25 protein-coding genes and 4 pseudogenes (1 of these 29 only partly in view) are annotated in these 23,650 nt (G+C 41.5%); 5 read left to right on the forward strand and 24 right to left on the reverse strand.

The window, feature by feature from the left end:
• Positions 1–63: 63 nt before the first annotated feature.
• The 5 genes from AC6I1H_RS03905 to AC6I1H_RS03925 form a co-directional block, all read right to left on the reverse strand.
• Positions 64–864, reverse strand: coding sequence for a PTS system mannose/fructose/sorbose family transporter subunit IID (locus tag AC6I1H_RS03905; protein WP_497739698.1), 801 nt, complete (start codon positions 862–864; stop codon positions 64–66).
• A complete protein-coding gene (locus tag AC6I1H_RS03910; RefSeq protein WP_497739699.1) occupies positions 857–1,627 on the reverse strand; it encodes a PTS mannose/fructose/sorbose/N-acetylgalactosamine transporter subunit IIC in 771 nt (256 codons plus the stop codon). Before AC6I1H_RS03910 ends, AC6I1H_RS03905 begins: the two co-directional genes overlap by 8 nt.
• A gap of 135 nt (positions 1,628–1,762) precedes the next feature.
• Complete coding sequence (locus AC6I1H_RS03915) at positions 1,763–2,176, reverse strand: PTS sugar transporter subunit IIA (RefSeq protein WP_497739700.1); 414 nt, start codon at positions 2,174–2,176, stop codon at positions 1,763–1,765.
• Between the two features lie 21 nt (positions 2,177–2,197).
• Entirely contained in the window at positions 2,198–3,484 is a 1,287-nt protein-coding gene (locus tag AC6I1H_RS03920) for a neutral/alkaline non-lysosomal ceramidase N-terminal domain-containing protein (RefSeq protein WP_497739701.1), read from the reverse strand.
• Between the two features lie 92 nt (positions 3,485–3,576).
• Positions 3,577–6,474 (reverse strand): sigma-54-dependent transcriptional regulator, encoded by a 2,898-nt coding sequence (locus AC6I1H_RS03925; RefSeq protein ID WP_497739702.1) that lies wholly within the window; start codon positions 6,472–6,474, stop codon positions 3,577–3,579.
• A 198-nt stretch (positions 6,475–6,672) separates the two neighbouring features.
• Here AC6I1H_RS03925 and AC6I1H_RS03930 point away from each other — a divergent pair, with 198 nt between their 5' ends.
• The 3 genes from AC6I1H_RS03930 (at position 6,673) to AC6I1H_RS03940 (ending at position 7,599) form a co-directional block, all read left to right on the forward strand.
• A complete protein-coding gene (locus tag AC6I1H_RS03930; RefSeq protein ID WP_497739703.1) occupies positions 6,673–6,864 on the forward strand; it encodes a DUF6485 family protein in 192 nt (63 codons plus the stop codon).
• Between the two features lie 104 nt (positions 6,865–6,968).
• Positions 6,969–7,196, forward strand: a complete 228-nt coding sequence (locus AC6I1H_RS03935) for a type II toxin-antitoxin system Phd/YefM family antitoxin (RefSeq protein WP_497739704.1) — start codon at positions 6,969–6,971, stop codon at positions 7,194–7,196.
• A complete protein-coding gene (locus tag AC6I1H_RS03940; RefSeq protein WP_497739705.1) occupies positions 7,180–7,599 on the forward strand; it encodes a PIN domain-containing protein in 420 nt (139 codons plus the stop codon). The genes AC6I1H_RS03935 and AC6I1H_RS03940 overlap by 17 nt, the downstream gene beginning before the upstream one ends.
• 171 nt (positions 7,600–7,770) lie before the next feature.
• Here the strand turns inward: AC6I1H_RS03940 and AC6I1H_RS03945 are convergent, their stop codons facing one another.
• A complete protein-coding gene (locus AC6I1H_RS03945; protein WP_497739706.1) occupies positions 7,771–7,860 on the reverse strand; it encodes a hypothetical protein in 90 nt (29 codons plus the stop codon).
• 433 nt (positions 7,861–8,293) lie between these two features.
• Between AC6I1H_RS03945 and AC6I1H_RS03950 the strand changes: the two genes are divergently transcribed.
• Positions 8,294–8,503, forward strand: a complete 210-nt coding sequence (locus AC6I1H_RS03950; RefSeq protein WP_497739707.1) for a hypothetical protein — start codon at positions 8,294–8,296, stop codon at positions 8,501–8,503.
• Positions 8,504–8,569: 66 nt separating this feature from the next.
• On the opposite strand, the gene AC6I1H_RS03955 is transcribed toward AC6I1H_RS03950, so the two are convergent.
• From AC6I1H_RS03955 to AC6I1H_RS04025, 15 genes and pseudogenes are all read right to left on the reverse strand, one after another.
• Positions 8,570–9,511, reverse strand: a complete 942-nt coding sequence (locus AC6I1H_RS03955; protein ID WP_497739708.1) for a diguanylate cyclase — start codon at positions 9,509–9,511, stop codon at positions 8,570–8,572.
• Complete coding sequence (locus AC6I1H_RS03960; protein WP_497739709.1) at positions 9,487–10,671, reverse strand: PAS domain S-box protein; 1,185 nt, start codon at positions 10,669–10,671, stop codon at positions 9,487–9,489. Before AC6I1H_RS03960 ends, AC6I1H_RS03955 begins: the two co-directional genes overlap by 25 nt.
• Before the next feature lie 113 nt (positions 10,672–10,784).
• On the reverse strand, positions 10,785–11,060 hold the full coding sequence (locus tag AC6I1H_RS03965; protein ID WP_497739710.1) for a hypothetical protein: 276 nt from the start codon (positions 11,058–11,060) through the stop codon (positions 10,785–10,787).
• A gap of 386 nt (positions 11,061–11,446) precedes the next feature.
• Positions 11,447–11,734 (reverse strand): hypothetical protein, encoded by a 288-nt coding sequence (locus tag AC6I1H_RS03970; RefSeq protein ID WP_497739711.1) that lies wholly within the window; start codon positions 11,732–11,734, stop codon positions 11,447–11,449.
• Positions 11,735–11,848: 114 nt separating this feature from the next.
• Positions 11,849–12,028 (reverse strand): hypothetical protein, encoded by a 180-nt coding sequence (locus AC6I1H_RS03975; protein WP_497739712.1) that lies wholly within the window; start codon positions 12,026–12,028, stop codon positions 11,849–11,851.
• Positions 12,029–12,178: 150 nt separating this feature from the next.
• Positions 12,179–13,600: a DUF6884 domain-containing protein gene (locus AC6I1H_RS03980; RefSeq protein WP_497739713.1), complete on the reverse strand. Its 1,422-nt coding sequence runs from the start codon at positions 13,598–13,600 to the stop codon at positions 12,179–12,181.
• 131 nt (positions 13,601–13,731) lie between these two features.
• On the reverse strand, positions 13,732–14,301 hold the full coding sequence (locus AC6I1H_RS03985; RefSeq protein ID WP_497739714.1) for a hypothetical protein: 570 nt from the start codon (positions 14,299–14,301) through the stop codon (positions 13,732–13,734).
• Positions 14,302–14,378: 77 nt separating this feature from the next.
• Complete coding sequence (locus tag AC6I1H_RS03990) at positions 14,379–15,680, reverse strand: type I restriction enzyme endonuclease domain-containing protein (protein ID WP_497739715.1); 1,302 nt, start codon at positions 15,678–15,680, stop codon at positions 14,379–14,381.
• 197 nt (positions 15,681–15,877) lie between these two features.
• Positions 15,878–16,863, reverse strand: a pseudogene (locus tag AC6I1H_RS03995) (aldo/keto reductase).
• 12 nt (positions 16,864–16,875) lie between these two features.
• Positions 16,876–17,725: pseudogene (locus AC6I1H_RS04000) on the reverse strand (aldo/keto reductase).
• A 31-nt stretch (positions 17,726–17,756) separates the two neighbouring features.
• Positions 17,757–18,103 (reverse strand): annotated as a pseudogene (locus AC6I1H_RS04005) (aldo/keto reductase); the annotation flags it as partial.
• A gap of 118 nt (positions 18,104–18,221) precedes the next feature.
• Positions 18,222–18,701: a flavodoxin gene (locus tag AC6I1H_RS04010; RefSeq protein ID WP_497739716.1), complete on the reverse strand. Its 480-nt coding sequence runs from the start codon at positions 18,699–18,701 to the stop codon at positions 18,222–18,224.
• A 98-nt stretch (positions 18,702–18,799) separates the two neighbouring features.
• Entirely contained in the window at positions 18,800–19,357 is a 558-nt protein-coding gene (locus tag AC6I1H_RS04015) for a cyclophilin-like fold protein (RefSeq protein ID WP_497739717.1), read from the reverse strand.
• Positions 19,350–19,778 carry a cupin domain-containing protein gene (locus AC6I1H_RS04020; protein WP_497739718.1) on the reverse strand — a complete coding sequence of 143 codons (429 nt, stop codon included), beginning with the start codon at positions 19,776–19,778 and terminating at the stop codon, positions 19,350–19,352. The genes AC6I1H_RS04015 and AC6I1H_RS04020 overlap by 8 nt, the downstream gene beginning before the upstream one ends.
• A gap of 17 nt (positions 19,779–19,795) precedes the next feature.
• Complete coding sequence (locus AC6I1H_RS04025) at positions 19,796–20,968, reverse strand: iron-containing alcohol dehydrogenase (RefSeq protein WP_497739719.1); 1,173 nt, start codon at positions 20,966–20,968, stop codon at positions 19,796–19,798.
• A 185-nt stretch (positions 20,969–21,153) separates the two neighbouring features.
• Here AC6I1H_RS04025 and AC6I1H_RS04030 point away from each other — a divergent pair.
• A pseudogene (locus tag AC6I1H_RS04030) lies at positions 21,154–21,285 on the forward strand (MerR family DNA-binding transcriptional regulator); the annotation flags it as partial.
• A gap of 151 nt (positions 21,286–21,436) precedes the next feature.
• Here the strand turns inward: AC6I1H_RS04030 and AC6I1H_RS04035 are convergent.
• The 3 genes in view from AC6I1H_RS04035 to AC6I1H_RS04045 are tightly spaced (at most 60 nt apart) and all read right to left on the reverse strand, a layout consistent with a single transcriptional unit that may run on beyond the window.
• On the reverse strand, positions 21,437–22,240 hold the full coding sequence (locus AC6I1H_RS04035; RefSeq protein WP_497737977.1) for an ExeA family protein: 804 nt from the start codon (positions 22,238–22,240) through the stop codon (positions 21,437–21,439).
• Complete coding sequence (locus tag AC6I1H_RS04040) at positions 22,233–23,582, reverse strand: transposase (protein WP_497737976.1); 1,350 nt, start codon at positions 23,580–23,582, stop codon at positions 22,233–22,235. The genes AC6I1H_RS04035 and AC6I1H_RS04040 overlap by 8 nt, the downstream gene beginning before the upstream one ends.
• Before the next feature lie 60 nt (positions 23,583–23,642).
• Positions 23,643–23,650: the 3' end of a DUF6431 domain-containing protein gene (locus AC6I1H_RS04045; RefSeq protein ID WP_497739391.1), read on the reverse strand. Its footprint extends 574 nt past the window's final position; 8 of the gene's 582 nt are visible here — the last part of the coding sequence; its start codon lies off the right edge, out of view; the stop codon is at positions 23,643–23,645.

The raw sequence follows: 23,650 nt of genomic DNA on the forward strand, positions 1-23,650 counted from the left end.
CCCCTTTCCTTTATAAGAAAAATGTTGCATCCGAATCGCTTCGGATGCAAAGTATCGATATATTCAGCCTAATATTTTGAAGTTATAGCATATTATGGCTAAAAGTATCAGTAAAAATATGGCTTTAGTCGAATTCATGCCTTTCCTCCCAAGCAGCCAGTATACAAATGCGACCAATCCTACAGGAATCAGAGCGGGCATTATTTGATTCAAAATATCCTGGAGTTTCATAGTAACCTCGCCAGATTTAAATACATAAGGCACATCCGCTCGAATAACCGTGGGAATCAATGCGCCGATGACAGTCAGGCCCAGTATTGCGGCACCTTCGGTAATTTTTTGAATCGCACCGCCAAAAGAAGTCACCATCTTGGCTCCCTGCTGGTATCCAAGATTTATAAACCACCAGCGGATAACCCATCTAAAAATCATCCATAAAGTCCAAATCCAGATACCCAGAGTGTTTCCGTTTAAGGCCATGTAAGCCGCAATGGAACCGAAAACTGTACCGGCAATAACGCCATAGATGGTATCGCCGACACCGGCAAAAGGTCCCATCAAACCGGTTTTAATACCCGTTATGGCATCTTCCGCTTCTATCCCCTTTTCTTCTTCAATAGCCAGGTCGGCACCAATTATCAGATGCGCCATATCCGGTTCGGTGTTAAAAAATTGAAGATGTAGCTTTAAAGCTTTTATCAATTCTTCCTTTTCAGTATAAAATTTCTTTAATGCCGGCATCAAAACATAACAGTAAGGCAAGCCCTGCATTCTTTCATAGTTCCATCCGTACTGACCGGCAATCAGCCAGCGCCAGTTTATCCTCCACAAATCTTTCTTTGTCAATTTTTTAGTCTCACTCATCTCCGCTCACACCCCCTCCGGCAATTGTCGCCCCAGCACTTTTATACTGAAAGTTGATAAGGGCCAGTGCAAAACCCGCCAGTGCTACGCCAACCATTGATACTTTCAAATATGCAGCCAGGATAAAACCGATCAGCAGATAAGGAATGTACGTTTTCGAAGGCAGATATCTTAACAATATTGCCACACCGAGGGCAGGAAGTATGCCTCCTGCTACTTTCAATCCACCCATCAACCAGTCCGGGAATACTTTTAGAAGGTTCTGCACTATTGTAGATCCAAATATCAATGCCAGGAATACGGGGATAGCACGGGATAACCCCCATGGCAGCGCCCCTAACAGGTTCATTATTTCGATACCTCTGGTATTTCCTTCTTCGGCATATTTGTCCGCACGGTGTTGAAAATATGTGTTAGAGAACCTTGCTAAAACATCGAGCTGGACAAGGAACAATCCGATAGGCACCGCCAATCCCAGGGCAAATTCCAGACCCTTCCCCGATATAACCCCAAAAGCCGTTCCCAAAATAGCACCTGTTGTAAAATCCGGAATCGATGCACCACCGTAAGTTCCCACACCAAGAATCATCAACTGTAGTGTGGCGCCAACAAGTAGTCCCAATTTAACATCACCCAGAACCAAACCGGCAACAAACCCCGCTTGAATCGGTCTTCCCAATCCAATGTCCGGTCCCAGCATGTCGAGAATAGAAAAAAATGCGTACAAAGTCAACACAATGATTTGCCAGGCGCTGATTTCCATTTAAAAATTTCCCTCCTTTTGTAAAAAATGATTGAATTATAACGACAATAAAATTTGTAAATTTCACCTCCTTGTCAAAATCCTGAATTCTTAGATTGTTTATTTATTACAAAACTCAGGCGGAAAGGCCGAGTTTTATTCCTCCGCAACGGAAGTCTCAATATCATTTATACTGATAATGCTATTCTTCCCCACCTGTTTTAATCTGTCTGTCAATTCTTTCAAAGGAATATGCCTGTTAATAAACGCGTCTAAAAGCATCGGCAAATTTACTCCACTCAGAATCTCTATTTTTTCATAACAGCCAAGGACTCCTAAAATTGCGGCATTGGTAGGTGTGCCGCCAAAAAGATCGGCCAGAATCAAGATTCCGTCTTCCTGATACAGTCTGGCACAAACCGATCTTATCCTTTTTTTCAGGCACTCCAGGCTTTCATCCGGTTCCAGCCCCAGAGCAACAACATTTTTTTGTTCTCCCATAATGAGTTTGCTTGTATTCAGCAGTTCTTCAGCCAATTTTCCGTGAGAAATTAGTATGATGCTTACCAATTGCTGTGCCTCCCAATATTTTTAATATATTTTTTCTTCGATACTCAAGACCTGTTCTACAAGGACAGTTCCGGCTTCCGATGCAAACGGCGAGGCCCAGGCTTCGTATCCTCCCCTTTTCGCCTCTTCCGGTGTATAGACATAACCCAGATAATCGTTGGCATATCCGATGATAATAGGGTTTTTGCTACGGGACTTTTGTTTTATTGAAAGACCGTATTCCACAAATAATTCTACCGGGAGGCCGATCAATTCGACATCGCCTATCTTTAATATTTGAATTTCTCCTGATAAATTTTTACAAAGTTTTCCTGATTCTATCATTTTGACCGTTATATAAGCCCCCTGATAACGTGTGAATGCCAATCGAGTTTCGCTGAAAGGTCTTTTTTCTGCAATCGCTTTGTCCTTTAATTCCTTAGCTTCTTTTAAATGTTCCAGAGCTTCCTCTATCGGAGGTAATTTTCTTATGGGCAGTTCCACCACCCGGCTTGCGGCTCGCAATTCCACATCACCGCATGAAACGGCATTTTCCATCGCTTCAATAGCGCTTTTTGCAAGCAGTTTGCCCATTCGTTCAACTTCTTCAAAGTCCTGGCTTCTTCGCGTAAATCTGGTGCTCTGATTGCCGCATGCGCCATTCGAAAACAATGCGACAGCTTTGCCCATGAAATGCTCTTCCAGTATCCGCTCAGCCGCACCGGGGAAGTCAGCTGATATTAGCAAATTATCGGCTCCCAGGACCGTCGGATGACATGTGTAATTTATTAAAACAGCGATTGTTTCGCCTGCTTCATTTACAACCTGCAGCACATTGATTGACGGATCTGATGGTAAAGCCGGATCGATCCTGTTGGCGGCGATTTTGCTGCAAAATGATTTCCCAATATATAATCCGGCCGGGCACATATGCTCCAGAGAATTCAGGGCATTTTCCAAAATTGTATGGGTTAAAGCCGTCCTCAACTCTCTTGTAGCTTGATCGAAAGCGATGCTTATAAAACCGTCCATATATAAATCCGGCCCCGAATGAGTATGAGAAGCACAAACCAGTATATTATATTCAGGAATACCCGTTTGATGTCTGATTTTTCTTCGAATAATTGCGGTCATTTCTCCGTCAATGGCAAGAAGATCATTTGTTATGATGACAAGGGTATTTTTTCCGTCGTCCAGTGCCAGAGATTTGGTATAAAGGTTATCATGAGTACCGGTATTGCCGGATTCTCTGTTATCGTACCCTCCCATTCTGAATCCGGGCGGAATATCAAATTTGTTTTTCGCAACACCTGCTCGCAAGTTTATCATTTTTTACCTTCTTTCAAAGATTTCAGTCTGGGCTAGTGCCTGCCGCCATCCTCTAAATATATTAAGCAAAAAATATGCCAGGCAGTGTAACACTACCCGGCATCGGGCATCAATTCGGGGATTTTGGAATTTAAAATTTCAAAGATAAAGTATATCTCCGCCAGTGGAATAGTTACACTATACATTTTTTCAATGACACTAAAACTTTTTTTGACAGTGTTGATGAAATTTTGATGGCGGTTGAAAAAATCCGATAATACATCGGTATTATAATCGTCGATCTGGGTCTTTGTGACCAGACGCTCTATTAAACAGCTTAAATGGATATATAAACCGATTTTCACATCGTTGCTGAACCTGATTTTTAATTCATATTGCAGGGTGTCCACGGCCATTTCTATTTGATCGATAATTTTGTCAGGATTCAATATCGTTATATAGTTTAAGACGCTTTCCAGCGAAAAATATTTGATTATTGACCTGTTGATCTGCTCTATCCCTTCTTCGGGAATAACATTTTTCAAAAGCTGTTCAAATTGGGCTTCTTTTTTGCCGGAAATTATATCTTCCAGCGAAAAAAACGGCACCTCGGAAATACAGGGGTCTTTAGTTCCGATAATGGCGATGATATCGCTATCTTTCAAGATATCATCCCTGAGCCCTTGATTTTTTAATTTAAAATAATCGTAAGCCAAGACATCGATGGTCTTCACATAATCCCCCATACTTTTCTGTATAAGATCTCTTATCCTGATAGCTGTCCCTATGCCGGTTATGCAAGTCGTGATGATGGTTTTTCGCAGATTTATTGTCGGCTTTATCAGTTTAAACCTTGTTTTATTGTTAATCACAGCTTTTTCAAGGATTTCATCTATCGGGAGCCCCTGTATGATGCCACTTCCTATTTCTAGAGCAAGCTGAGTATTAATGTTGTTGATTACTCCTATAATCCCCTTACTCATAGGTTCCAGGCCTTTGTATATTTCTTCCAGAGAACCCATATCCACCAAAAATATTACACCTTTCGAGGTATTGACCTCTCTCATAAAATTAACTATTTTCTTTATAATCTCTTCTGTTTTAACTTCAATAGGCATATCAAAAGACTCGAAAATTTTTTCACCCAGCAGATGATTGGCCACACTGGCGATGCTGCTGGCAGTAGAATAGCCGTGAGCAATAATGACGGCTTTTGTCCTGTTAACGTCGCGCTTTATGTTGAGGCCCAGCAAATACATTATTATTACAAGCTTTTCAGTAGTGCCTATCGACAGATCCAGATTGGAGTCAATGAGATCCAATATTTTTTCTACAGAAGAAATCTCTTCGGGAAAAATTTGTTTCAATTTTTCCAGGCATTTTGTGAATTTGTGATCATAACGGCTCAATCTCAGGAAATATTGAATATCCATCGTTTGATTCAAATAACAGGCGAGTCTGTAACCTATATTGTCATGATATTTTAGATCAAATTTATTTTTGTAAATTTCAAAGATGCCATGTACCACGTTTCGAATTGTCTCGAAGCGAACGTTATTCAGGTCTTCTTTGCCAGAGTGATGCATATTCAATATGAGCTGATCGAAATAATCGTCTATTAAATCTGTCGCCGTTCCCACTTCCTGCCGGAAAAACTCGGGCTCCAATCCTCTAAAAGTCTCCAGCAGGCTTTCATAAAATTTCTTATGAGCCAGGGCATCCGTCTTATCCATCTGTAATAAAAGTTCAACGGGGTTTGGATCTTTCCAGTTTATCTTTATGCTTTTATTACGGAATCTAGCGGGTGCCAAACCGTCGAGTCTGCTGTTAAAATTATTGGAAATTACGCTGTAAGTTTGTCTTTCGGGAATCATCATCAAATGAACTTCTATACATCCATCCCGTCTCTCACTGTTGCAGTAATCATTATACGCCCTGGCGCAGGTAAGCTTTATATCGTTCCTCAATTGGCCCACATTGCCTTTAAAATCCGCCTGCGCAAAGATATCAAACGCCTGGCCGGTGATAATAAGATCCCGCCGCATCGATATTGCTTCTTCTCTGAAGAAATTATAGATGAGTTTGTACTTCTCCCCCAGCGGCCTCTCTTTTAAAGAGGGTAAATTGATTACAATCGGTATGCGCCGCAGGAAGGTTGATATCAAAAAGTCTTGAGGTTTTTCCGTGGTGGCAAAAATGAATCTCACGCGGGCCTGCCGCCAGCCTTTGTTTTCACCCATCCGCCGAAAGATTCCTTTATCCAGAAACAGAAAAAGCTTTTCCTGCCCTTCAGGAGTTAGCCGGTGGATCTCATCCAGAAACAAAAAGCCGGTATCAGCTTCTTCAATAATGCCCCTGTGATCATGGTCGGCTCCTGTAAAGGCCCCTTTCTGGTAACCGAAAAGATTCGCCGAGAGAAGTTCGGGATTGTCAGCATATTCGGCGCAATTAAATATGACAAAAGGAGATTCGTTTTCTATAATATTCTTTTCTCTGGCATAATCATACATCAGTTGAGCCAGAAAACTTTTCCCGGACCCCGTAGGCCCGGTTATCAAAATGGGAAGACCGTTGGGAGGATATCGAATTGCGGCTTTGCACTGCTCAATCTGAAATTTTAGGCTACCGTCATAGCCCACCATTTGCGAAAAGACATCGCTGCAAGCTTTCCGGGAATTCACTTCCATGATTGGACAATCTGTATTGCTGGTTTTATCTAAAGCATGCTGCAATTTCGATAAATCCGGAAAAACAGTATTGTACGTTAATTTAACTCCGTATTTTTCCTCCAGAATATTTTTATCAAAGAAAAGTACCGGCCTTGTATTAACTTTTATTGCTCCTTTTTCTTTAACCAGTTCATTTAGAAACTTGCTTGCCACATTGCGCTGCAGGCCGGAAAGCTGAGATATCTTTTTTGCAGTGGCATCTTTTAAGTTTACGCCTTCAATAATATCAACTTCTTTTGTAATGCTTGCCAGCAATGCGGCAACTTTTTGCTTGTTGGTCATATTGCCACTCTCCAGTATTCCCATTCCCGTCAATCTCAATGGCTATTTTTGCTTCTTTCCTCTCCAGGACAAAATCTATTCCCACATATATTATTTCTATATTTCTTCGGCAAATCCTCTTGTTTTGAATGCTCAAATTGAAATACATCACTTTTTCTATTATAATAGTTTTAAATCTTTATAATGGGGGTCTTAAACATGGCTTGCAATAATAAGATTAAATGCACTTGCACGTATATTTCCTGTTCCCATCATGGCAAATGCTGTGAATGTGTAGCGTATCACAGAAAAAACGGTGAAATTCCGGGATGCTTTTTCTCTGAGGCAGGAGAAAAAACATATGACAGGTCCATTGAATATTTTTACACAGACTATAAAAGAAACATTTAAATATAGATGCTTTAAAATGTTCGATTTTTGTTTGGATATTTTGTTCGATTTGTAGTATAATATAAATGAATATAGCACAAACTTTTTAAAAAGGAGGTTTTCAAATGATCATAACCGCTACCGAATTTAAGACCAATATAGGCAAATATCTAAAGCTTGCTGCGAAAGAAGATATCATCATTACAAAAAACGGCAAGCGCATTGCAAAGCTTTCTGATGCTTCTGAAGATAAAACCGATATTGTAAAATCGCTTATTGGAATACTGCCAGGCACTATATCTGAAAGCGAAGCAAGAGAGGAGCGGCTGTCGAAACATGAACGTAATGCTTGATACCAATGTTATTTTGGACGTGCTCGGCAAACGCGAACCGTTCGTCCAGAATTCTGCTCCGGTTTTAATGCTTGCCGCAAAGGGCAAGCTCTACGCTTCTATGACTGCAAACACTGTAATAGACATTTATTATCTGTCAAAAAAGCATCTTCAAGACCATGCGACTGTCAAAAAAGCCCTGCTAAATCTGATGGACATTTTAGAAGTTGTTGACGTTACGAAAGCAGATTGTATCAAAGCCTTTGATTTGCCAATCAATGATTTTGAAGATGCTCTCCTCGCTCATTGCGCAAAACGCGTTAAAGCTGATTACATTATCACGCGTAATGTTAAGGATTTTGCCGGCTCTCCAGTAGAAGCTATCACGCCGGAGGATTTCCTGAAGCGCTTCTCCCTGGAATAAGCACCGCTGCCAATGCCGGCCTTTTATTTTCCTCAGCACCCGTCTTTCCTCACACTCTATGGAATATGCTCTTATTGCTTATCATCCAGAGCTTCATTATGGTTCGGGACTGTCCCATGTCCTTTGTAAAGGCCTTAATGAAGCTTCAGGAAGATTGCGGCGTAAACAATCTTAAAATGTCGGACGATGGGATAAAAAAAGAACATATAAGGTTGACTCATGCGGCGTCAGTTCCCAGAATTCCCAAGGCTTTAATCCCAAAGGGTCAACAGCGGCGCTTAAGAGCCTGCCCCAGTCCCAGTCTTCTCCCGCTCCGCTGCCTCCCCCTTGGCGTTTTTTGTGCCGAAAGCCTCTGTCATGGCTTCACAAAGCAAAAACGCCCGGCTTTTCCGGACGTTTCATCATTTACTTTCTGCTATTTATCTGTTCTTTTTTGTGCCATTATGTAAACTTCGTCATCTGCCCTTGCAGATACAACAATAATCTTCATAACATCCTTTTCCCTTACCAGCTTGTACACCACCCTTAAACCAAGCCTTTTCAGCTTGATTTTAAGGTATCCCGAAAGTTTCAGGCTGTTCCTGTTGCCGAGAGGCTTGCCATATCCCCCTTCGTTCTGCGGCTTATATCATTATTCGGTATTGAAAAAGAAGTTGAGTGCTACCTCCAAAATAATTCCATTGTTATCCACCCTGTGTGCGAGAACACAGGCGAGTTTGATGAACAAATCCTTGCTGATTTAATATCTCAAGGCCTTTCCGGGACTGAGCTTCTCGAAACGTTTAAGGAAATGCGGCGCAAGGTCCGCCCCGCCGTTGAACACCTGCTTGACGAAGCTCGCCTTGCTGCGGCCGGTAAAGCTAGATTTTCCACATACGAAGATGTTTTTGGTACGGAGGACTAATAAGGTTATCATTGCTTTATTTATTAACTCATTCATTATTCAATTATATGCATAGAACCAGCGACTTTAATCAATATATGGTAATACCTGATTCACGAATATATCCACGACATTGGGATCGAACTGGGTACCGGCGTTTTTCTTTAATTCCATTATCGCATCTTCTTTCGTTCTGGCTCTTCTATATGGCCTGTCCTCCGTCATGGCATCGTACGTATCAGCCACTGCGAGAATACGTGAAAGCAGAGGAATCTCTTCTCCTTTGAGCCCCTGGGGATATCCTTTTCCATCCCATCGTTCGTGATGACATAGGATGTATTCTGCAACCGATTCTAATTCCGGAGACGACATGGCAATCCTGTAGCCGATTTCCGGATGCTTTTTCATGACAACCCATTCTTCAGCAGTCAGTTTGGCCGGTTTATTTAGAATCCGGTCATCAATTCCAACTTTTCCAATATCATGCAGCATGGCAAACAGTTCCAACTCAGCCATAATTTTTTGCGGAAGATTCATTTTTTCAGCTATCTTCTTGGTCAAAAAAGCAAGTCTCTCTGCATGTTCCTTTGTCTCTTGGCTTCTTTCATACAGCGTAGCCATGATCGATGTTAGAACAGAGCTATGGTAACTTTTACGGTTTAAAAGCTTACGCTTGTACATATAGTCTTCTGCTATCTTTTCAGCGTGGTTGATGTTTTCATCCCTGTTTTTTTTCGTTCCATATCCAAGAGACAAATTGATACTGTATATCTCGCTTGTTGAAATTTCATTCTCACATGCATTTTCTATCTTTTTTAATATTTCATAAGCCGTCTCGTTGTCTGTGTTCGGCAACAGTATGCCGAATTCATCGCCCCCGATTCTTGCCAAAACATCCCCTTCCCTGCAACAGCTGCTTATAATTTTAGCTGTTTCGGTGATAAGTCTGTCCCCTTCAGCGTGACCAAAGGCGTCGTTTATTAGCTTCAGACCGTTGATATCTCCTATAATAATCGAAATGGGCAGCACCCCCTTCGCATCGAGCCTTGCCTTTTCCGCCTCATAAAACCTGCGTTGGAAAGCAGCATGGCCTTGCTCCGTTCACTTTCTAGTAAAGTTTGTTCCTTCTCGATTGCTTCAGTGACATCTTCAACTAAACACAAATGATTCTTGTCTGTTTGTTTTCCCGCGTTTATAGGCGCAATTTTCATGTTTACCCAAACAATTGAGTTGTCGGGTCGAATATATCTTTTTATCATGGAATAGCCGTCAATGGCACCCGAATAAACTTTCGCAAAATTATTGAGATCCTCTTGCAGATCATCCGGATGTGTGTACTCAGTCCAGCTTAAGGATTCCAGTTCTTCTTGCGATCTGCCTAAAATTCTCTCAAACATCGGGTTTATAGATACTGATTTATAATTGTTTACAATTGCTATCCCGATTGGTGCTTGTTCAAATACTGTTCTGAAAAGTTCTTCACTTTCCTTCAGTTTCTTGCTCATTGTTGAGAGAACCTTATTTCTCATTACTGCCCTATAAAAAGCCAATATAAGAAGAAATATACTCATAACGACAAGAGCAGTTAGCACTACATGATTAACCGCTTCTCCATACCACTGTTTTGCGGGGTAATCAACACCAAATACAGCGATAACCTTACCCGTCTGTTGATCCTTTATGGGAACAAGTGCACTCACCCATGTGCCCCAGCGGTCGGTCGTTGGTTTTGTTATTACAGATTTGCCATCTATAAAAGGTTGCTTATCCATTTGTGTGGCTTCTGTATATTCCTGTCCCGGAGGGGAATAGCCTTCTGAATCGGGTGTTTCGGAATCGACCATAAAGTATATCTTTTCATCTTTTAGAGTGTATAGGTAAGCAAAAGAAATTTCATTGTTGCGGTCTTTGAACTTAACAAGGCTATTTTTTATTTGCTTATATTCCGGTTTTTCAATATCATTTGGGTTGGCTTCCAGCTTGCTGACCTGATCACTTGAAAGAAAAGCTGCTACAGATTCAGCCAGCCTGATTGCGTGATCGTTAGCCTCTTTCAAATAGTGTATCCATGTGTTGTAAATGTAAATCGACCCAACACAAAGCATGGCAATTACACAAATGATAAATACTATACGGGATTTCAAAAAAAGTCCTGTATTTATTTTGATATGCTCTTGGGATGTTTTCATCTTTCTCTCCCTTTTTAGCTCAAAAATAAACTTTCATAAAAAAACGGTGTGCCAAAAATCGACTAAGCGCACCAGTATTATACCATATTTTCATGCAAATTGATTCATTGTAATTATAATATCTCCCTGACCTCAATCCCCGCCTTCAACACAAACACCACCTCCACCAGCGACTTTACCCGTATCTGCTCCACCACATTTATGCCCTGTTTCTTTAGTTCCTCTACTTCCCTTTTCATGATTTCATCAGATTCCTTATCCATCACTTCAAGCATTGCTTTAATAGCTTCTTCTTCGTTATCATGCTCTGAAATTATCATAACTACCTGGTAACTTCCGTCATCCTGCGGAATGATTTTATATTCATGGCCTATAGGTTTAAATTCCATACAACATACCTCCATTCATTCACTATTTCTTTTTTTGGAGTTCAGCTAAAAAATTCTGTTGAGCCAAAGGCTCTATTTAATGCTACTTTTTGTTTCCGGTTAACTTTTCTCTTTATATTTAAAGAATATTTTACTTATTTTAAAATATTGGCTTTTTCCTTATATCAATGACATAAACCAAAAAGAATTTATGAAGGGTTATCCAAAGTTAATTACTTTGCCAATCGCCTGCACCCCTCTATTCATTAGCCTTTCACCCTCTCAATCCTTGCGACTGCTTCACAATGCTTCGAGCGGTGAAAAGCTATTAAAAGAAAACACTTGATATGTTTCCACATACCGAGTTTTAAGCCATACAGTCAGCAAACCTTCTAATTTTCTCTGCCTTATCCCAATCCGAAGCAGCCTGTTCCAACAGCCTTACCTTTTCTAATTCTCCTTTTCTCATTTGTTCTAAACGCCGCTGTCTTTTTTACACTTGCATAATAGCTTGAACTGAAGCTGGCCTCTTTTAATGCCTTATCCCTCTTTTTTCTGTAAATCACTTCTTCCTTATGCTCGGTAATTAAATGGTGTGGGTTTCTAAGCTTGTCTTTTACTTGGATTCGCGAGCATGTTTCCCTAATAAACGTTTTTGTTTCTTCTCTTAGTAAGCTAAGCTCTTCATCAGCCATCAACTCAGCGTCCGTTAACTGCTCAAGATCTGTCCTGTACTTTATGGCATAATTGCGGACGTACTTTTTAAGTTCTCCGGTTACTTTTGGCAAAGCAGGCTTTGGAATCTTTTGTCAGGCTTTAACTCTCGCCCAATAGCCACTGGGCGGCAACGGAATACCAAGCCTCTTACAATGTTTCCGGAGCCCGTTGTCGGACATACCATATCTTTTAGCGACAACAGTTACAGGCTCAGCCCATACTTCATTATATAATGTTTCTCTTTCATCTGCCGTAATAAATCTAAAATCCACACAACCACCTTCAATGCATTTAACAATTTAATAACTACCCTTGTTTTAAAATGCCTGAACTATAAGCAAATAATGCCACTATTGTCATTTCCCTAATTGTAAGCATTATAAAATTCAGGCATTTTATTACCAGATAAAAAATCATTGATATCATTCATTATTTGTTTCACATAACCACTCCCCTCTGCTTAAGTTATACCTGATTTTTATAGTAGAACTTTTACCACTCGGGGTTGTATGTAAAACTTCATCACCTGGCATCATTTTCTCATACATAATTCTGCATACCTGTGGCATCCTGTTTTCCATACCCAACTGCTTATGAATATCCCCTGAAACCAAATCAATATAATCTTCGCCTCTCATCTTTGCTTCCTGCAACAATTTTTCTATGTACTGCCTTACATCATCAGCCGTTTTCCGCCCAGAATCAGGAGGTTCTCCAGCCGTTCTGACACGATTCACCGCTCTTTGTACTTGTGCCCTATAACCCATATTGTTTCTATAGCTATCGTTTCCAAATCTGGCAAGCCACTTAACTCGCTCTAATTCCTCATCTGATAATGGTCGCCCTTCCAAACCCTGTCTATTCCAAAGGCCGCTACTCGCAATCTCCGGCACAGGGCTATTCAGGCCCAGCCAATTGTTACTCGGGCCAAATAACGGATGTCTGTTAAGTGTTGTAATAATACCTTCTTCCAATCTCAACCGTTCTGCTTCTTCATCAACCGGAAAACAAACAAAAGTGATGTTGTCCCTTAAATATTGACTGATTTTTGCCTCAAGTTCAGTTTCAAGCTCTTCATTTATTAAGTGTCCATAGTTTCTTTCATTTTCAGAATTGTGCATATCAATTTCCCACACTTGTAAATATGGATCCGAAGTCATATTCAAAAAAGCACGACCAATGTTTTTACGAAAGATACTGCCATCAGCGTCTTCCTTCACAAAATGGTCTCTTAACCTTTTCTTCAAACGGTCTTGACCTCGGTGGGTACCTACGCGAACTATCCTGTCCATGCCATGGTAGCTTTCACCTTTTTCAAACATAATATATATGCCATTTTGATAGGGAATCCGGTCTATCATCGTCCAATCCAATCGAGGCAGACTATTAAAGATCATGTGAAGAACGTCTACTTTTTCTGTTTCTTTTTCTAAACTAATCAGCCTCTTCAACTCCGGGATCCATTCACCTTGCCTCTTACCTTTAAGAGGAAGCCAGAAATGGTTCAGATGGGGTAGTAGGTTTTCATGGTAAACTTTGCCTGCCAAAACAATAAACTCATCGCGCTCCATATCGCAAACCTTGTTTAGTTCATTTAGTACTATGTCTCCCCATCCTCGCCGCTCTTGGGTACTTTTCTCTTTCAATGTTTCGTTATAAGGTTCAATAATCATGTCCTCATGCACTAAACCATACTTTGCCGAAAGAATAAATATTTTATCTACAACAAGCTTTGCAAAAGCGTATGCCAGTCGAAACCGCGGGCTTTCCGAATATAATTCTTTTGCCGGACATTTATATGCTTTTTTATTGCTTGTGCATGAAATCAAAGCAATCCTTGCCATAAACATCCTCACCTTTATTTTCCTCATTTGTTTATGTTAAATATCAGAGTCCTGTCTTTACGCCTAAATGACATAACAAGTCGTTTGCAAGTACTTCAAAGGGATTTACAATAACATCTTTTATATTCTCATTAACATTTAGAAAGAACAAAATACTTTTTACCAACGTTACAATTTATTCCAAATCCTGCCCAATTTGCTAATGTCATAACCAATAAATATGCCTTAGCATTCGGATAACTTTTTCTAAGTTGGTCTTCCCTCTTTTTAAAATCTTCTTCCCATTTATCCCTATTCCATCCAAGTTGCGTTTTACACTCAATAATTGCTTTTACTTCATTACCTTTCCATATAGATATATCAGGTCTTAAAGAACCCCGTCTCTGTTTAATAGATTTTTCAGAAAACACCTGAAAATCAGGGGCAGTCTTTTCCAGAATAAGCTTTAAATAAAAAAGTATAGTTTCAACAAAAAAGTCAGCTCCCGCTGCAATATATCTTTTACCTAAAAATTCTTTTATTTTCACTTGAGAATCATAATATGCTTTTAATCTCAATAAAATTGCTGTACTTATTTCTTTTTCTGTTAAATTTAAATCAACTTTTTCCCTCAAAAATTTGTAATGCTTAATTAGTTCATCTGAACTATTTAAATAACACTCATACAGCTTTTTTTCGCTATCTATCAATAAACTAGACATTATACTTCACCTCGACAAGCAGCCCTTTAACTTTTCCTTATCTACTTCTAAGTCCAATACATGCATTTTTCACTATTCTACCCGGCCCGGCTGTATATACTCTGCCCTGCACCATAATAGCAATCATAAATGTGCTGGTACACCATATCGCACTTCCGGTTGAATATTTCTGGGGTGTATGCTCTCGGCAGTTCCCGGTCAAGGAAATCCTGTATCGTTATCAGAACTACTGCCCTGGTCTGCTGGCGCTTTCTCAAATCGAGAACTAGTTTCTCCCTTTTGAGAGTATCTAAGAGTTCCCTGACAACCTTCTTAACCTGGGCCCTCTCTTTGGCGGTTAATTTGGGTTCAGGCTTGGTAAGGATATCGAACAGAGCCAGTTCCTCCTCCGTAAGCTGTTCCGCCATGCTGCGCTTTTCTTCTTCATTGAGCTCCTTGGCGAAGGCCAGCAGCTTGTCTAACATCAATTCCACATTAAGAGCGCCGCTGTTGTACTCGTCAATCAGCTTCTGAAACCTCTCGGCAAAATCAACCCTGCTCTTGTTAAGACGCAGAAGCTTGTTCAGTTTAGCATTGATCAACCCTTTTAGTTTTTCGACTTCCGTATGCTTCCTAGACTTGTCGAAGAACTTGCGCAAGGCTTCAAAATCAATCTGACTCAAATCTATTTTTGTATTGTACCCGGTAGGGGCTTCGTAGATGATATACCCTTCACTGGCAATGGACTGGTCAAGAACTTCCTCTATTTCACCCATAATGCCGGATATGTCAGCCGGCGGAGTCAACGCCCGGATTTTATCGGAAATACAGGTGAAAAGGTTCTTCTGTTTGGCAAATTCTGAGGCTTTAGGATCAGGTAAAATAGCTTTATAGAGCTTAACTATATTTCCCGCCAAGGACTGAAACCGCCGTTTGGTTTCATCATTGACCACCAGGTGCTCCACGGCATCATCCAAAAGACCAACAAGTTCAAGCCCCGCAGTCAGCGTATCATTGTCCAGCCGGGTATAGTTCTTGGGCAGAACGTCTTTCAGGTCTTCGTTTTCGGCTTCAATGGCTTTCATGGCCTCGTTGACGGCCTTGCCGATACTCTCACCTTCCGGTAACTTCAGGAGATAGGAATACCTGGCCTGTTCTGGCAGGTACATGACCCCTCTGGCCTGATAATCGGCCTTGCCGATGGCACGCCTGGAACCTGCCGCCCTTGCTTTTTCAGCCAGCTCCTTTTCAGCCACACTGAATCTTTGGTCGGCAAATCTGAGGAAGATAAGCCCGAGAACGGGCACCGAATACTCGGAAGCTTTGAGCTTTGAGTTGGCTCTCAGTTGGTCGGCGGCATTCCAGAGTTTTTTCTCTATTTCATTGTTGATTGACGGCATTGTATGCACCTCTCATCGATTCGACTTGATTACAATTAATAATTTCTCCTTTTTTCTACCAAATCCTGCATAAATCATTTATATATGTATAATTTAGGTGTCTTCTCTCCCGCCCACGGAAACATGTTCAATTCTTCCCCTGAACATAAAAGCCTTGCTGTGCAAGGCTTTTATGCAACATTTGAAATTGTTACCCGTTATTTGCCCGTTCTATTTGCGTAATCAGAACCTGCAGGATATCGATCTCCCGAAATCTCAATTTTCGAGAGGGCGTCGTTCAAATCTCTTAGTTCCTCAGGAGTCAGCTCAATATCTGCTGCGCCAAGGTTTTCTTCCAGACGTTCCAATTTGCGCGTTCCTGGAATCGGAACAATCCATGGCTTCTGAGCAAGCACCCATGCCAGTGCGATTTGAGCCGGTGTTGCATTTTTCTCTGCAGCAACCTTCTTTATCAGTTCCACCAAAACCTGATTTGCTTCGAGATTCTCCCGTTTAAAGCGGGGAACAATGCTGCGGAAATCGGAACTATCGAATGTTGTATTCTTATCAATTGTTCCGGTAAGGAAGCCCTTGCCCAGCGGACTAAATGGAACAAAACCGATACCGAGTTCCTCCAGAGCAGGAAGCACTTCTTCTTCAGGAAATCTTCACATCATTGAATACTCACTTTGAACTGCAGTAAGCGGCTGAACCGAGTGCGCACGGCGAATGGTATTAACTCCTGCTTCAGAAAGCCCCCAAAACTTAATCTTGCCTTCCCTAATTAAATCCTGTATTACTCCGGCTACTTCCTCAATAGGGACATCTGCATCAACACGATGCTGGTAATACAGGTCAATTGCATCAACTTTAAGACGTTTAAGAGAACCTTCCACCGATTTTCTGATTGTCTCCGGCTTGCTGTCAAGCACTTGTCTGCCGTTTACCATTTTGATGCCAAACTCAGTCGCTATTACAACTTTTCCTTTGAATGGAGCAAGCGCTTCACCTACCAATTCCTCGTTTGCGTATGGGCCATAAACCTCGGCAGTGTCAAAAAAGTAACGCCTCTGTCAACTGCCGCATGAATAAGCTTAATCATTTCCTGCTTATCTGCCGCAGGCCCATAACCATGGCTCATGCCCATACAGCCCAGACCGATTGCAGAAACTTCTAAATCTTTTCCAAGTTTTCTGTGTTTCATTGTTACTCCTCTTCATGATTGTTTTTGGTAGGTCAGCCACAGGCCGCCGTAGTCTAATTTTTTTGCGTCTTTCAGCCGAAAGGAAGCCGGCACTTTATCGCCAGCTTGATATTTACCCGTTTGAAAGAGCGGAACCGCCTTTTCCGATGGCTCGGCTTCGGGTATTACCACTTCATCAAAAGCAAAATTATCAAAAATCTCTATAAGCTCCGGATCGGTTGCTTTCAATGCAGATGTATGATTTGGAAATAATTCCTCATGATTTTTAATCGCCGTTTGAAACATGTTGTTTCTGCCCTCTGCAAAAGGGCCCCATGATTCTATTTGAACTTTATATTCTTCCATTATTTTTTTAACTGTCAATTTGTTGACAGAATGGATGTGTTTCTATCTGATTAACCGCAGGAGGTATTTCATTATGGAGGATTAAATCAACAAGCCTGTCAGGCTGGAAATTGCTTACTCCAATCGCCCTGATTTTCCCCTCGCGATACAACTCCTCCATAGCACGCCATGAACCATACACATCGCCAAACGGCTGATGGATTAAATAAAGGTCGAGATAATCCAACTGCAGGTTTTGCAACGACTTTTCAAATGCCTTTTTAGTGTTTTCATAACCGGCATCCTGAATCCAAAGTTTCGTAGTAATAAAAAGTTCTTCTCTTGGAACACCGCTCCTTTTTATTGCTTTTCCAACAGCTTCTTCATTACCATATGCGGCAGCAGTATCTATCAGACGATACCCTGTTTCAATTGCATCATAAACACAACGTTCACACTGTTCAGCATCATTTATTTGATAAACGCCAAACCCTAAAATCGGCATTTCTACACCATTATTTAAAACTACCTTTTGCATAAAAACACTCCCTTTTAAGATGTATTTATAGTTAAAGCGCACCGACTATTTTTTGCGGAACATACAGTTCTTCAAGATAGGCGATATCATCCTCCGTAAGCTTTATGTTGAGGGCGCCTACAGGTCATCAAAATGCTCTGCTTTCGTTGCACCGATAATCGGTGCTGTAACTCCCTTAGAGAACTGCCATGCAAGAGAAATCTGTGTCATTGTGGCACCGTACTTTTCTGCAAGTTCATTTACCCGAAGCACAATACCATAATCGGTCTCCTGCGTGCTGTCGTACTTGGAAATTGCATTTTTATCGGTCTGGCTGCGCTTTGTATCAGCCTTCCACTCAAGGCGTGAAAGCCTGCCTGCGGCAAGGGGACTGTACGGTTCAAAATTCCCAGTATTTACGGATCAGTCGATATGGTGAAGGACTGCCCTTCACCGAATAAATCTTCATACTTTTATAATGCTTTGTTCTACTCGATTAATAGACCCGACTCTCACTTTATATATCAATTTTTCTCAACCAAGCCGCTATTTTGCTTTTTGCACCTGTGCCACCGTCTCCATACAGTGCAAAACAATCAAGCACGCGAGACTGCGGACATAATCTATTAATATCCTGTTGAATATGTCCCAAACCTCCACCTCCATGCGTACAGAAAGGGATAATGGTTTTTCCTGATAAATTGTTTTTTGATAAAAAAGTTGCAATGGGCGGCGCAACTGTGCTCCACCAATTCGGAGAACCAATAAAAATCGTGTCATAAGGCTCCAAATCAGGAACCGTATTTTTGATTTCAGGACAATATCCTGCCTGAATTTCCTTCTTTGCCTGTTCCACCACAGCGTTGTAAGAAGCAGGATAGGCAATTTCTGGTTGAATTTCACAAAGCACACCGCCCGTTTCCTGCTGGATCAACTTCGCAACTTTTTGGGTATTCCCGGAATGAGAATAATATACAATCAAAATTTCTTTTTTCATTCTTGTTACTTCCTTCCTATTCATGATATTTTTATAATATTAGATCCTGAATTTAAATTAAAAAAACAAGATCTCATATTTCATAGGGTTATTCATATTCAATCCATCTTTTCAATAGTAACGGAAAAATCACCATCAATATCAGATAGAACATCTGCACCAGATTCAATCGTTCCCAACGGCACCAGTCCGTTTGCATATCCATGATCCTTATAAAAGAATGCCAAATTACCCCATGGCGCATAATACGTCAGGTCACCAACAGATGGGTCATAACCAGACGGGACATCTGAAGTATCCAGCTTTTCAGGCAGGTAGCTTATCTTCTCTGTGCCTGCATAGTCTTCAAATTTCAAAACCAAAGGAAGCATTTTCAGCAAACTGCGGGCTGCACTATTATCTTTCATTACTACAACGATTTTCTTCCCTTGAAATTCTAACTTAATTTTGTTTTCTGTGTTTTTGTTTGCTGTATCGGTATTCACATGTCCACCTCCATATAAAGTTTCCTGTTTGCCATCCGTAGACACATACGCTTCTTCTTTCGTTTGCTCGCTCTTCCCGCAAGCAGTAAATGAGAAGGCGAGCAAAAGCAATAGAAGTAAAATAGCCCTCTTTTTCATATCCGCTGCTCCTTTGTCTACTGCATCATTCAAGCTTTTTATAGTCCTCGTCGGCTACAGGCTCCAGCCATTCGACAGGTCCTTTATGCGCATTAGTTTCAATGGAGATATGAATAAACCAGCTATCCTTTGCTGCACCGTGCCAGTGCTTAACGTTTGCCGGTATGGTGACGACATCACCATGGTGCAATTCCCGCGCTTCTTTACCTTCCTCCTGATACCAGCCCCGGCCGCCTGTAACCAGCAAAATCTGACCACCTGGATGCCTGTGCCAGTTATTACGGCAGCCTGGCTCGAAGGTCACATTGCCGATGGGGCAATTCCACTCATTGCCGCCGGGCACGAGCATATGCAGATATGCTGTGCCGGTAAAGTTCTTGCTAAATTGTGGCGGCAGTACATCACCCTTTGGAAAAATGACACCGTTGCTCAAATTATTATCAACTTTGTCCATTCTCACCACTCCTTTGCTTAACGATAAGATTTTTCATAGATGGCAATACAGTCATCAATGCTCAGCTCAATTCTGTCACATAAGAACAAACCACCCATAGTTGTTTTAGCATTTTCTGCCAAAATGCGATATTCTTCTGGTTTGATACCATAATCAGACATTCTAAGATCGGCTACGCCGCAGTCTTTTTGTAGCTTATTAAGCATAGTAATGAAGTCCATCGGATTTTTTGCGTCTTTCATACCCATAACCTGCGCCATGCTAATGAAACGGTCGTCACATACGTGTTTTTCAATAAAATGTGTGAAATACGCCTTAGAAATCATAATGAGTCCAGCACCATGCGGCAGATTTTGATGGTAGGCACTCATGGCGTGTTCCATGGAATGCTGGCTTGTACAGGCACCGACAGTCATAACTATGCCTGACAGTGTGTTGGCAAAAGCAACGTGCTCCCGCGCCTCCATATCATTTCCGTCCTTTACGGCACGCGGCAAATAGCGTGATATATTCTCAATAGCAGTAAGCGCATACATATCACTCATCAGGCTTGTAAATTTGGAAACATAGCATTCCACGCTGTGAAACAGAGCATCAAAGCCCTGGTATGCGGTATATTGGGGCGGCACAGTTTTCATCAGTTCCGGGTCAATTATAGAAATCACCGGGAACAAACGGTCATCACCGCCGAAGCCAATTTTTTCATTGGTCTCATCATTTGTGATAACACCCCATTGGTCTGCTTCTGAACCGGTTCCTGCGGTTGTAGTAATGCAAACTACCGGAAGCGGATCATTTACAAGCGCTTTGCCTTTGCCGGTGCCGCCGCTGATATAATCCCAAAGGTCACCATCGTTGGTTGCCATTGCCGCCATTGCTTTGGAAGCGTCCATTACGCTGCCGCCACCAAGAGCAACTATAAAGTCACAGCCATTTTCACGGGCAAATGCGCCTCCCTCCATAACAGTTGATTTAAGAGGATTTGCCTGCACCTTATCAAATACAACAAATTCCGCACCTGCCATCCGTAATTGTTCCTGTGTACGCTCAAGCGAACCGTTTTCTTTAACAGATTTTCCGTTTGAAATAACTATCATTGCCTTTTTGCCTGGAAGCTTCTGCTCGTGCAGTTCGTTAAGCCTTCCGCAGCCGAAAATAAATCTTGTCGGTACATACATATTAAAGCTCATTTTCAATTCCTCCTATAGATTTTCATATCAATTATTGACACATACACTTATATGTGGTAACATTATAATAAACTTGAGAGTTTACTCTAAGTCAAGAGGTTTTTTAAAAAATTTTTGTGCCTTTTAATCTACTTTTTTTGAAAAAAATCTCTTAATAAGGATTTATCACATTTTGGAGGTTAATCATGTATTATACCATCAGTGAAATTGCTAAAAAAATTAATATTTCTCCACATACCCTTCGCTTTTATGCAAAAGAAGGATTGCTGCCGTTTGTTGAACGCAGCGAAAGCGGCATTAGAATGTTTAAAGATGAAGTGTAGCCTCTCACACTTTCTGACCGCATTCTGCTCAAATTGAACGTCCGCAAATTTAACTCACTTTATTTGACCATAAAACCCGGACCTTGAAAATCCCCCTCAAAAGAGGCAAGCATTCACTCCTGCCGTCTTTTGAGGGATAAATAGCTTATACCGCAAACTCATTTTCAATTACAATCCTGACCATATGGTCATCTATCAAACGCTTTTGACTGGCTGAGGCCGAAAGCAGACAGGCAAGGCAGACATTGTTTATCTTTCTTGCAATGCCTCCGGAATATTCATAGATAACATCCAGAGCATCATCAGTGAAGATTGAGGAAGTTGCTCCGGCAATCTTCAGATGGTGGCAAACATATTCTTTGGATTCCTGCCTGTCCATGGGTGGTAGGTGATACCGGAGATTTACTCTCTGAGCAATGGCTTCATAGACTTGAAGCTGCAATACCCTTTTAAGTTCCGGCTGGCCCACCAGTATGAGACTCAAAGGGTTGTAGGAGTCCATCCGGAAATTGAGTAAAAAGCGCATTTCTTCCAGCATTTCTTTATCCAACAGGTGTGCTTCATCGATTATTATGACTGGTGTTTTTCTTTCATTTTCCGCAAGGTCCAATATTACCTGATGAAGCTGTCTTTTAGCCTGGCCCCGGTTAAACTTTGGTTCACATCCAAGCTGCCTTAAAGATTCCCAGTAAAAATGCCTGGGGGTAAGGGCTGAGTCGCTGATGTAGATAACCCTGTATTTATTCGGATTTAAAAGCTCAAGAAGTTTTCTTAAAGCAGTGGATTTCCCCGAGCCCACTTCGCCTGTTATTAGGGCAAAGAGGCGTTTTTCTGCAGTGTATTTTAGCCTTGATACTAACTCTTCATAGGCCGGGGTGCTGAACAGTTTTCCTACAGGCACATCTTTTTGAAAAGGAGTTTTTTCAAATCCAAAGAAAGGCTCAAACATTGTTTTCCCCTCCTTCCATACGGCGGAAGGGGATGGCACCTAATTTGTCTTTCATGCGGTTTTGAGCTTGTTTTTCCAATATGCTCAAAAGTCTTGAACCGGATGATTTTTGAGGAGTTGGGGCATCTTTTTTGCTATAGGACACTTCATTGTATTCTCCTATGATAAGCGGCCTTGCTAAACCCCGTTTTTGACCTTTATGCCATACTTCTATTTCTTCAAGGTCAAAGGGGTCATAGCGTAAATCCACAGTCTTTCTTACCCATTCAAGGCCCACTTCATAGGTTTTGCCGCAAAGTTTTACACAGCCGGTTTTATCAACTTTTCGGCTTTCTTCTCGAAGGAAAGCATCCCTTAGCTCGTCAATATTGGCAAAGCGCAAGCGTCGGGTATCCTTTTGGAATCGACCGGCCGGGGTTTCACCTTCTAAGGAGCTGTGGGAATGATGATTGTATCCTTCTTCCACCCAGGCAAAGAAGGCTTTGTTTAATTCGTCCAATGTCCCGGGGTTTTGGAGGCTTACCTCGGCTAAAAAATCCTCTACGGTGCGGTTAATTCTTTCAATTTTGCCCTTAGACTCTGCGGAATATATTGGGGTATTTATATGGCGGATGCCCAGTTTACCGCAGGCTACTTTAAACCAGTGTGAGATGAATATCTTGCCATTGTCTACATATACCGCATCGGGGATGCCTCGTTTAAGTATAGCTTTCCTGAAACAATCTTCCAGTATGGGAAGCTTTTGATTTAGATAAAATTCACCATGGCATATTAATCTTGTGGCATCATCGATGAAGCATATGAGGTATGAGCGTATCTTTTTCTTTGGATTGGCCGGGTCCGGAAGGTAGGGGCCGTATTTGACGTCAGCTTGCCATAATTTGTTTCTGTGCTCTTTTTGAAATCTCCTGAGGGCTTTGGGCTCTTTTTGCTTTAATTCTTTTTGGGTTAAACCTAAGTTTGCAAGATACCGTGTAAGGGTGGATCTTGCTACATCCCCGGGGGATATGAGCTTTTCCCCCTCCAGGATCTGAAGTATCCTTGTAACACTTCTTTGGGGCAGTTCTTGTTTTAGACTTATGGCTTCTTTTAGGATATCTTCCGGTATGGCTCTTGTTTGTCCCTTATCGGAGCGCTCTTTTGGCATTAATCCATTAAGGCCTTTTTGCCTGTAGGCCTGTAAGTAGCGGCGCAGGGTCCTCTCTGAGATTTGGCCTTTTGACAGTATTTCATTTCTTCTTTTCCTTCTTTCCGCTGCTTCAAGGTCTTCTTCCAGAAGGGGTGAGATTAGTGCGAAGCGCTCCAGGGCTTTTTCCATACTTTCTTTGTTCATTTTGGTCATCTCCCCTGTTTTTTGTTTATCTAAAGACTACCACCAGGGGGAGACGGCCAAAAGAGCAAACTATGTTG

Source organism: Biomaibacter sp. TOL (genome assembly GCF_059717795.1).

Coding starts and splice junctions, on each gene's coding strand:
- AC6I1H_RS03965 (WP_497739710.1), bottom strand. CDS start 11,060: ATGGAATTTAAACCTATAGGCCATGAATATAAAATCATTCCGCAGGAT.
- AC6I1H_RS04025 (WP_497739719.1), bottom strand. CDS start 20,968: ATGAGCTTTAATATGTATGTACCGACAAGATTTATTTTCGGCTGCGGA.
- AC6I1H_RS03990 (WP_497739715.1), bottom strand. CDS start 15,680: ATGCCGTCAATCAACAATGAAATAGAGAAAAAACTCTGGAATGCCGCC.
- AC6I1H_RS03970 (WP_497739711.1), bottom strand. CDS start 11,734: ATGGCTGATGAAGAGCTTAGCTTACTAAGAGAAGAAACAAAAACGTTT.
- AC6I1H_RS03980 (WP_497739713.1), bottom strand. CDS start 13,600: ATGGCAAGGATTGCTTTGATTTCATGCACAAGCAATAAAAAAGCATAT.
- AC6I1H_RS03985 (WP_497739714.1), bottom strand. CDS start 14,301: ATGTCTAGTTTATTGATAGATAGCGAAAAAAAGCTGTATGAGTGTTAT.
- AC6I1H_RS03925 (WP_497739702.1), bottom strand. CDS start 6,474: ATGACCAACAAGCAAAAAGTTGCCGCATTGCTGGCAAGCATTACAAAA.
- AC6I1H_RS03940 (WP_497739705.1), top strand. CDS start 7,180: ATGAACGTAATGCTTGATACCAATGTTATTTTGGACGTGCTCGGCAAA.
- AC6I1H_RS04040 (WP_497737976.1), bottom strand. CDS start 23,582: ATGACCAAAATGAACAAAGAAAGTATGGAAAAAGCCCTGGAGCGCTTC.
- AC6I1H_RS03930 (WP_497739703.1), top strand. CDS start 6,673: ATGGCTTGCAATAATAAGATTAAATGCACTTGCACGTATATTTCCTGT.
- AC6I1H_RS03935 (WP_497739704.1), top strand. CDS start 6,969: ATGATCATAACCGCTACCGAATTTAAGACCAATATAGGCAAATATCTA.
- AC6I1H_RS03920 (WP_497739701.1), bottom strand. CDS start 3,484: ATGATAAACTTGCGAGCAGGTGTTGCGAAAAACAAATTTGATATTCCG.
- AC6I1H_RS03910 (WP_497739699.1), bottom strand. CDS start 1,627: ATGGAAATCAGCGCCTGGCAAATCATTGTGTTGACTTTGTACGCATTT.
- AC6I1H_RS04020 (WP_497739718.1), bottom strand. CDS start 19,778: ATGGACAAAGTTGATAATAATTTGAGCAACGGTGTCATTTTTCCAAAG.
- AC6I1H_RS04035 (WP_497737977.1), bottom strand. CDS start 22,240: ATGTTTGAGCCTTTCTTTGGATTTGAAAAAACTCCTTTTCAAAAAGAT.
- AC6I1H_RS03960 (WP_497739709.1), bottom strand. CDS start 10,671: ATGAAAACATCCCAAGAGCATATCAAAATAAATACAGGACTTTTTTTG.
- AC6I1H_RS04010 (WP_497739716.1), bottom strand. CDS start 18,701: ATGAAAAAAGAAATTTTGATTGTATATTATTCTCATTCCGGGAATACC.
- AC6I1H_RS03905 (WP_497739698.1), bottom strand. CDS start 864: ATGAGTGAGACTAAAAAATTGACAAAGAAAGATTTGTGGAGGATAAAC.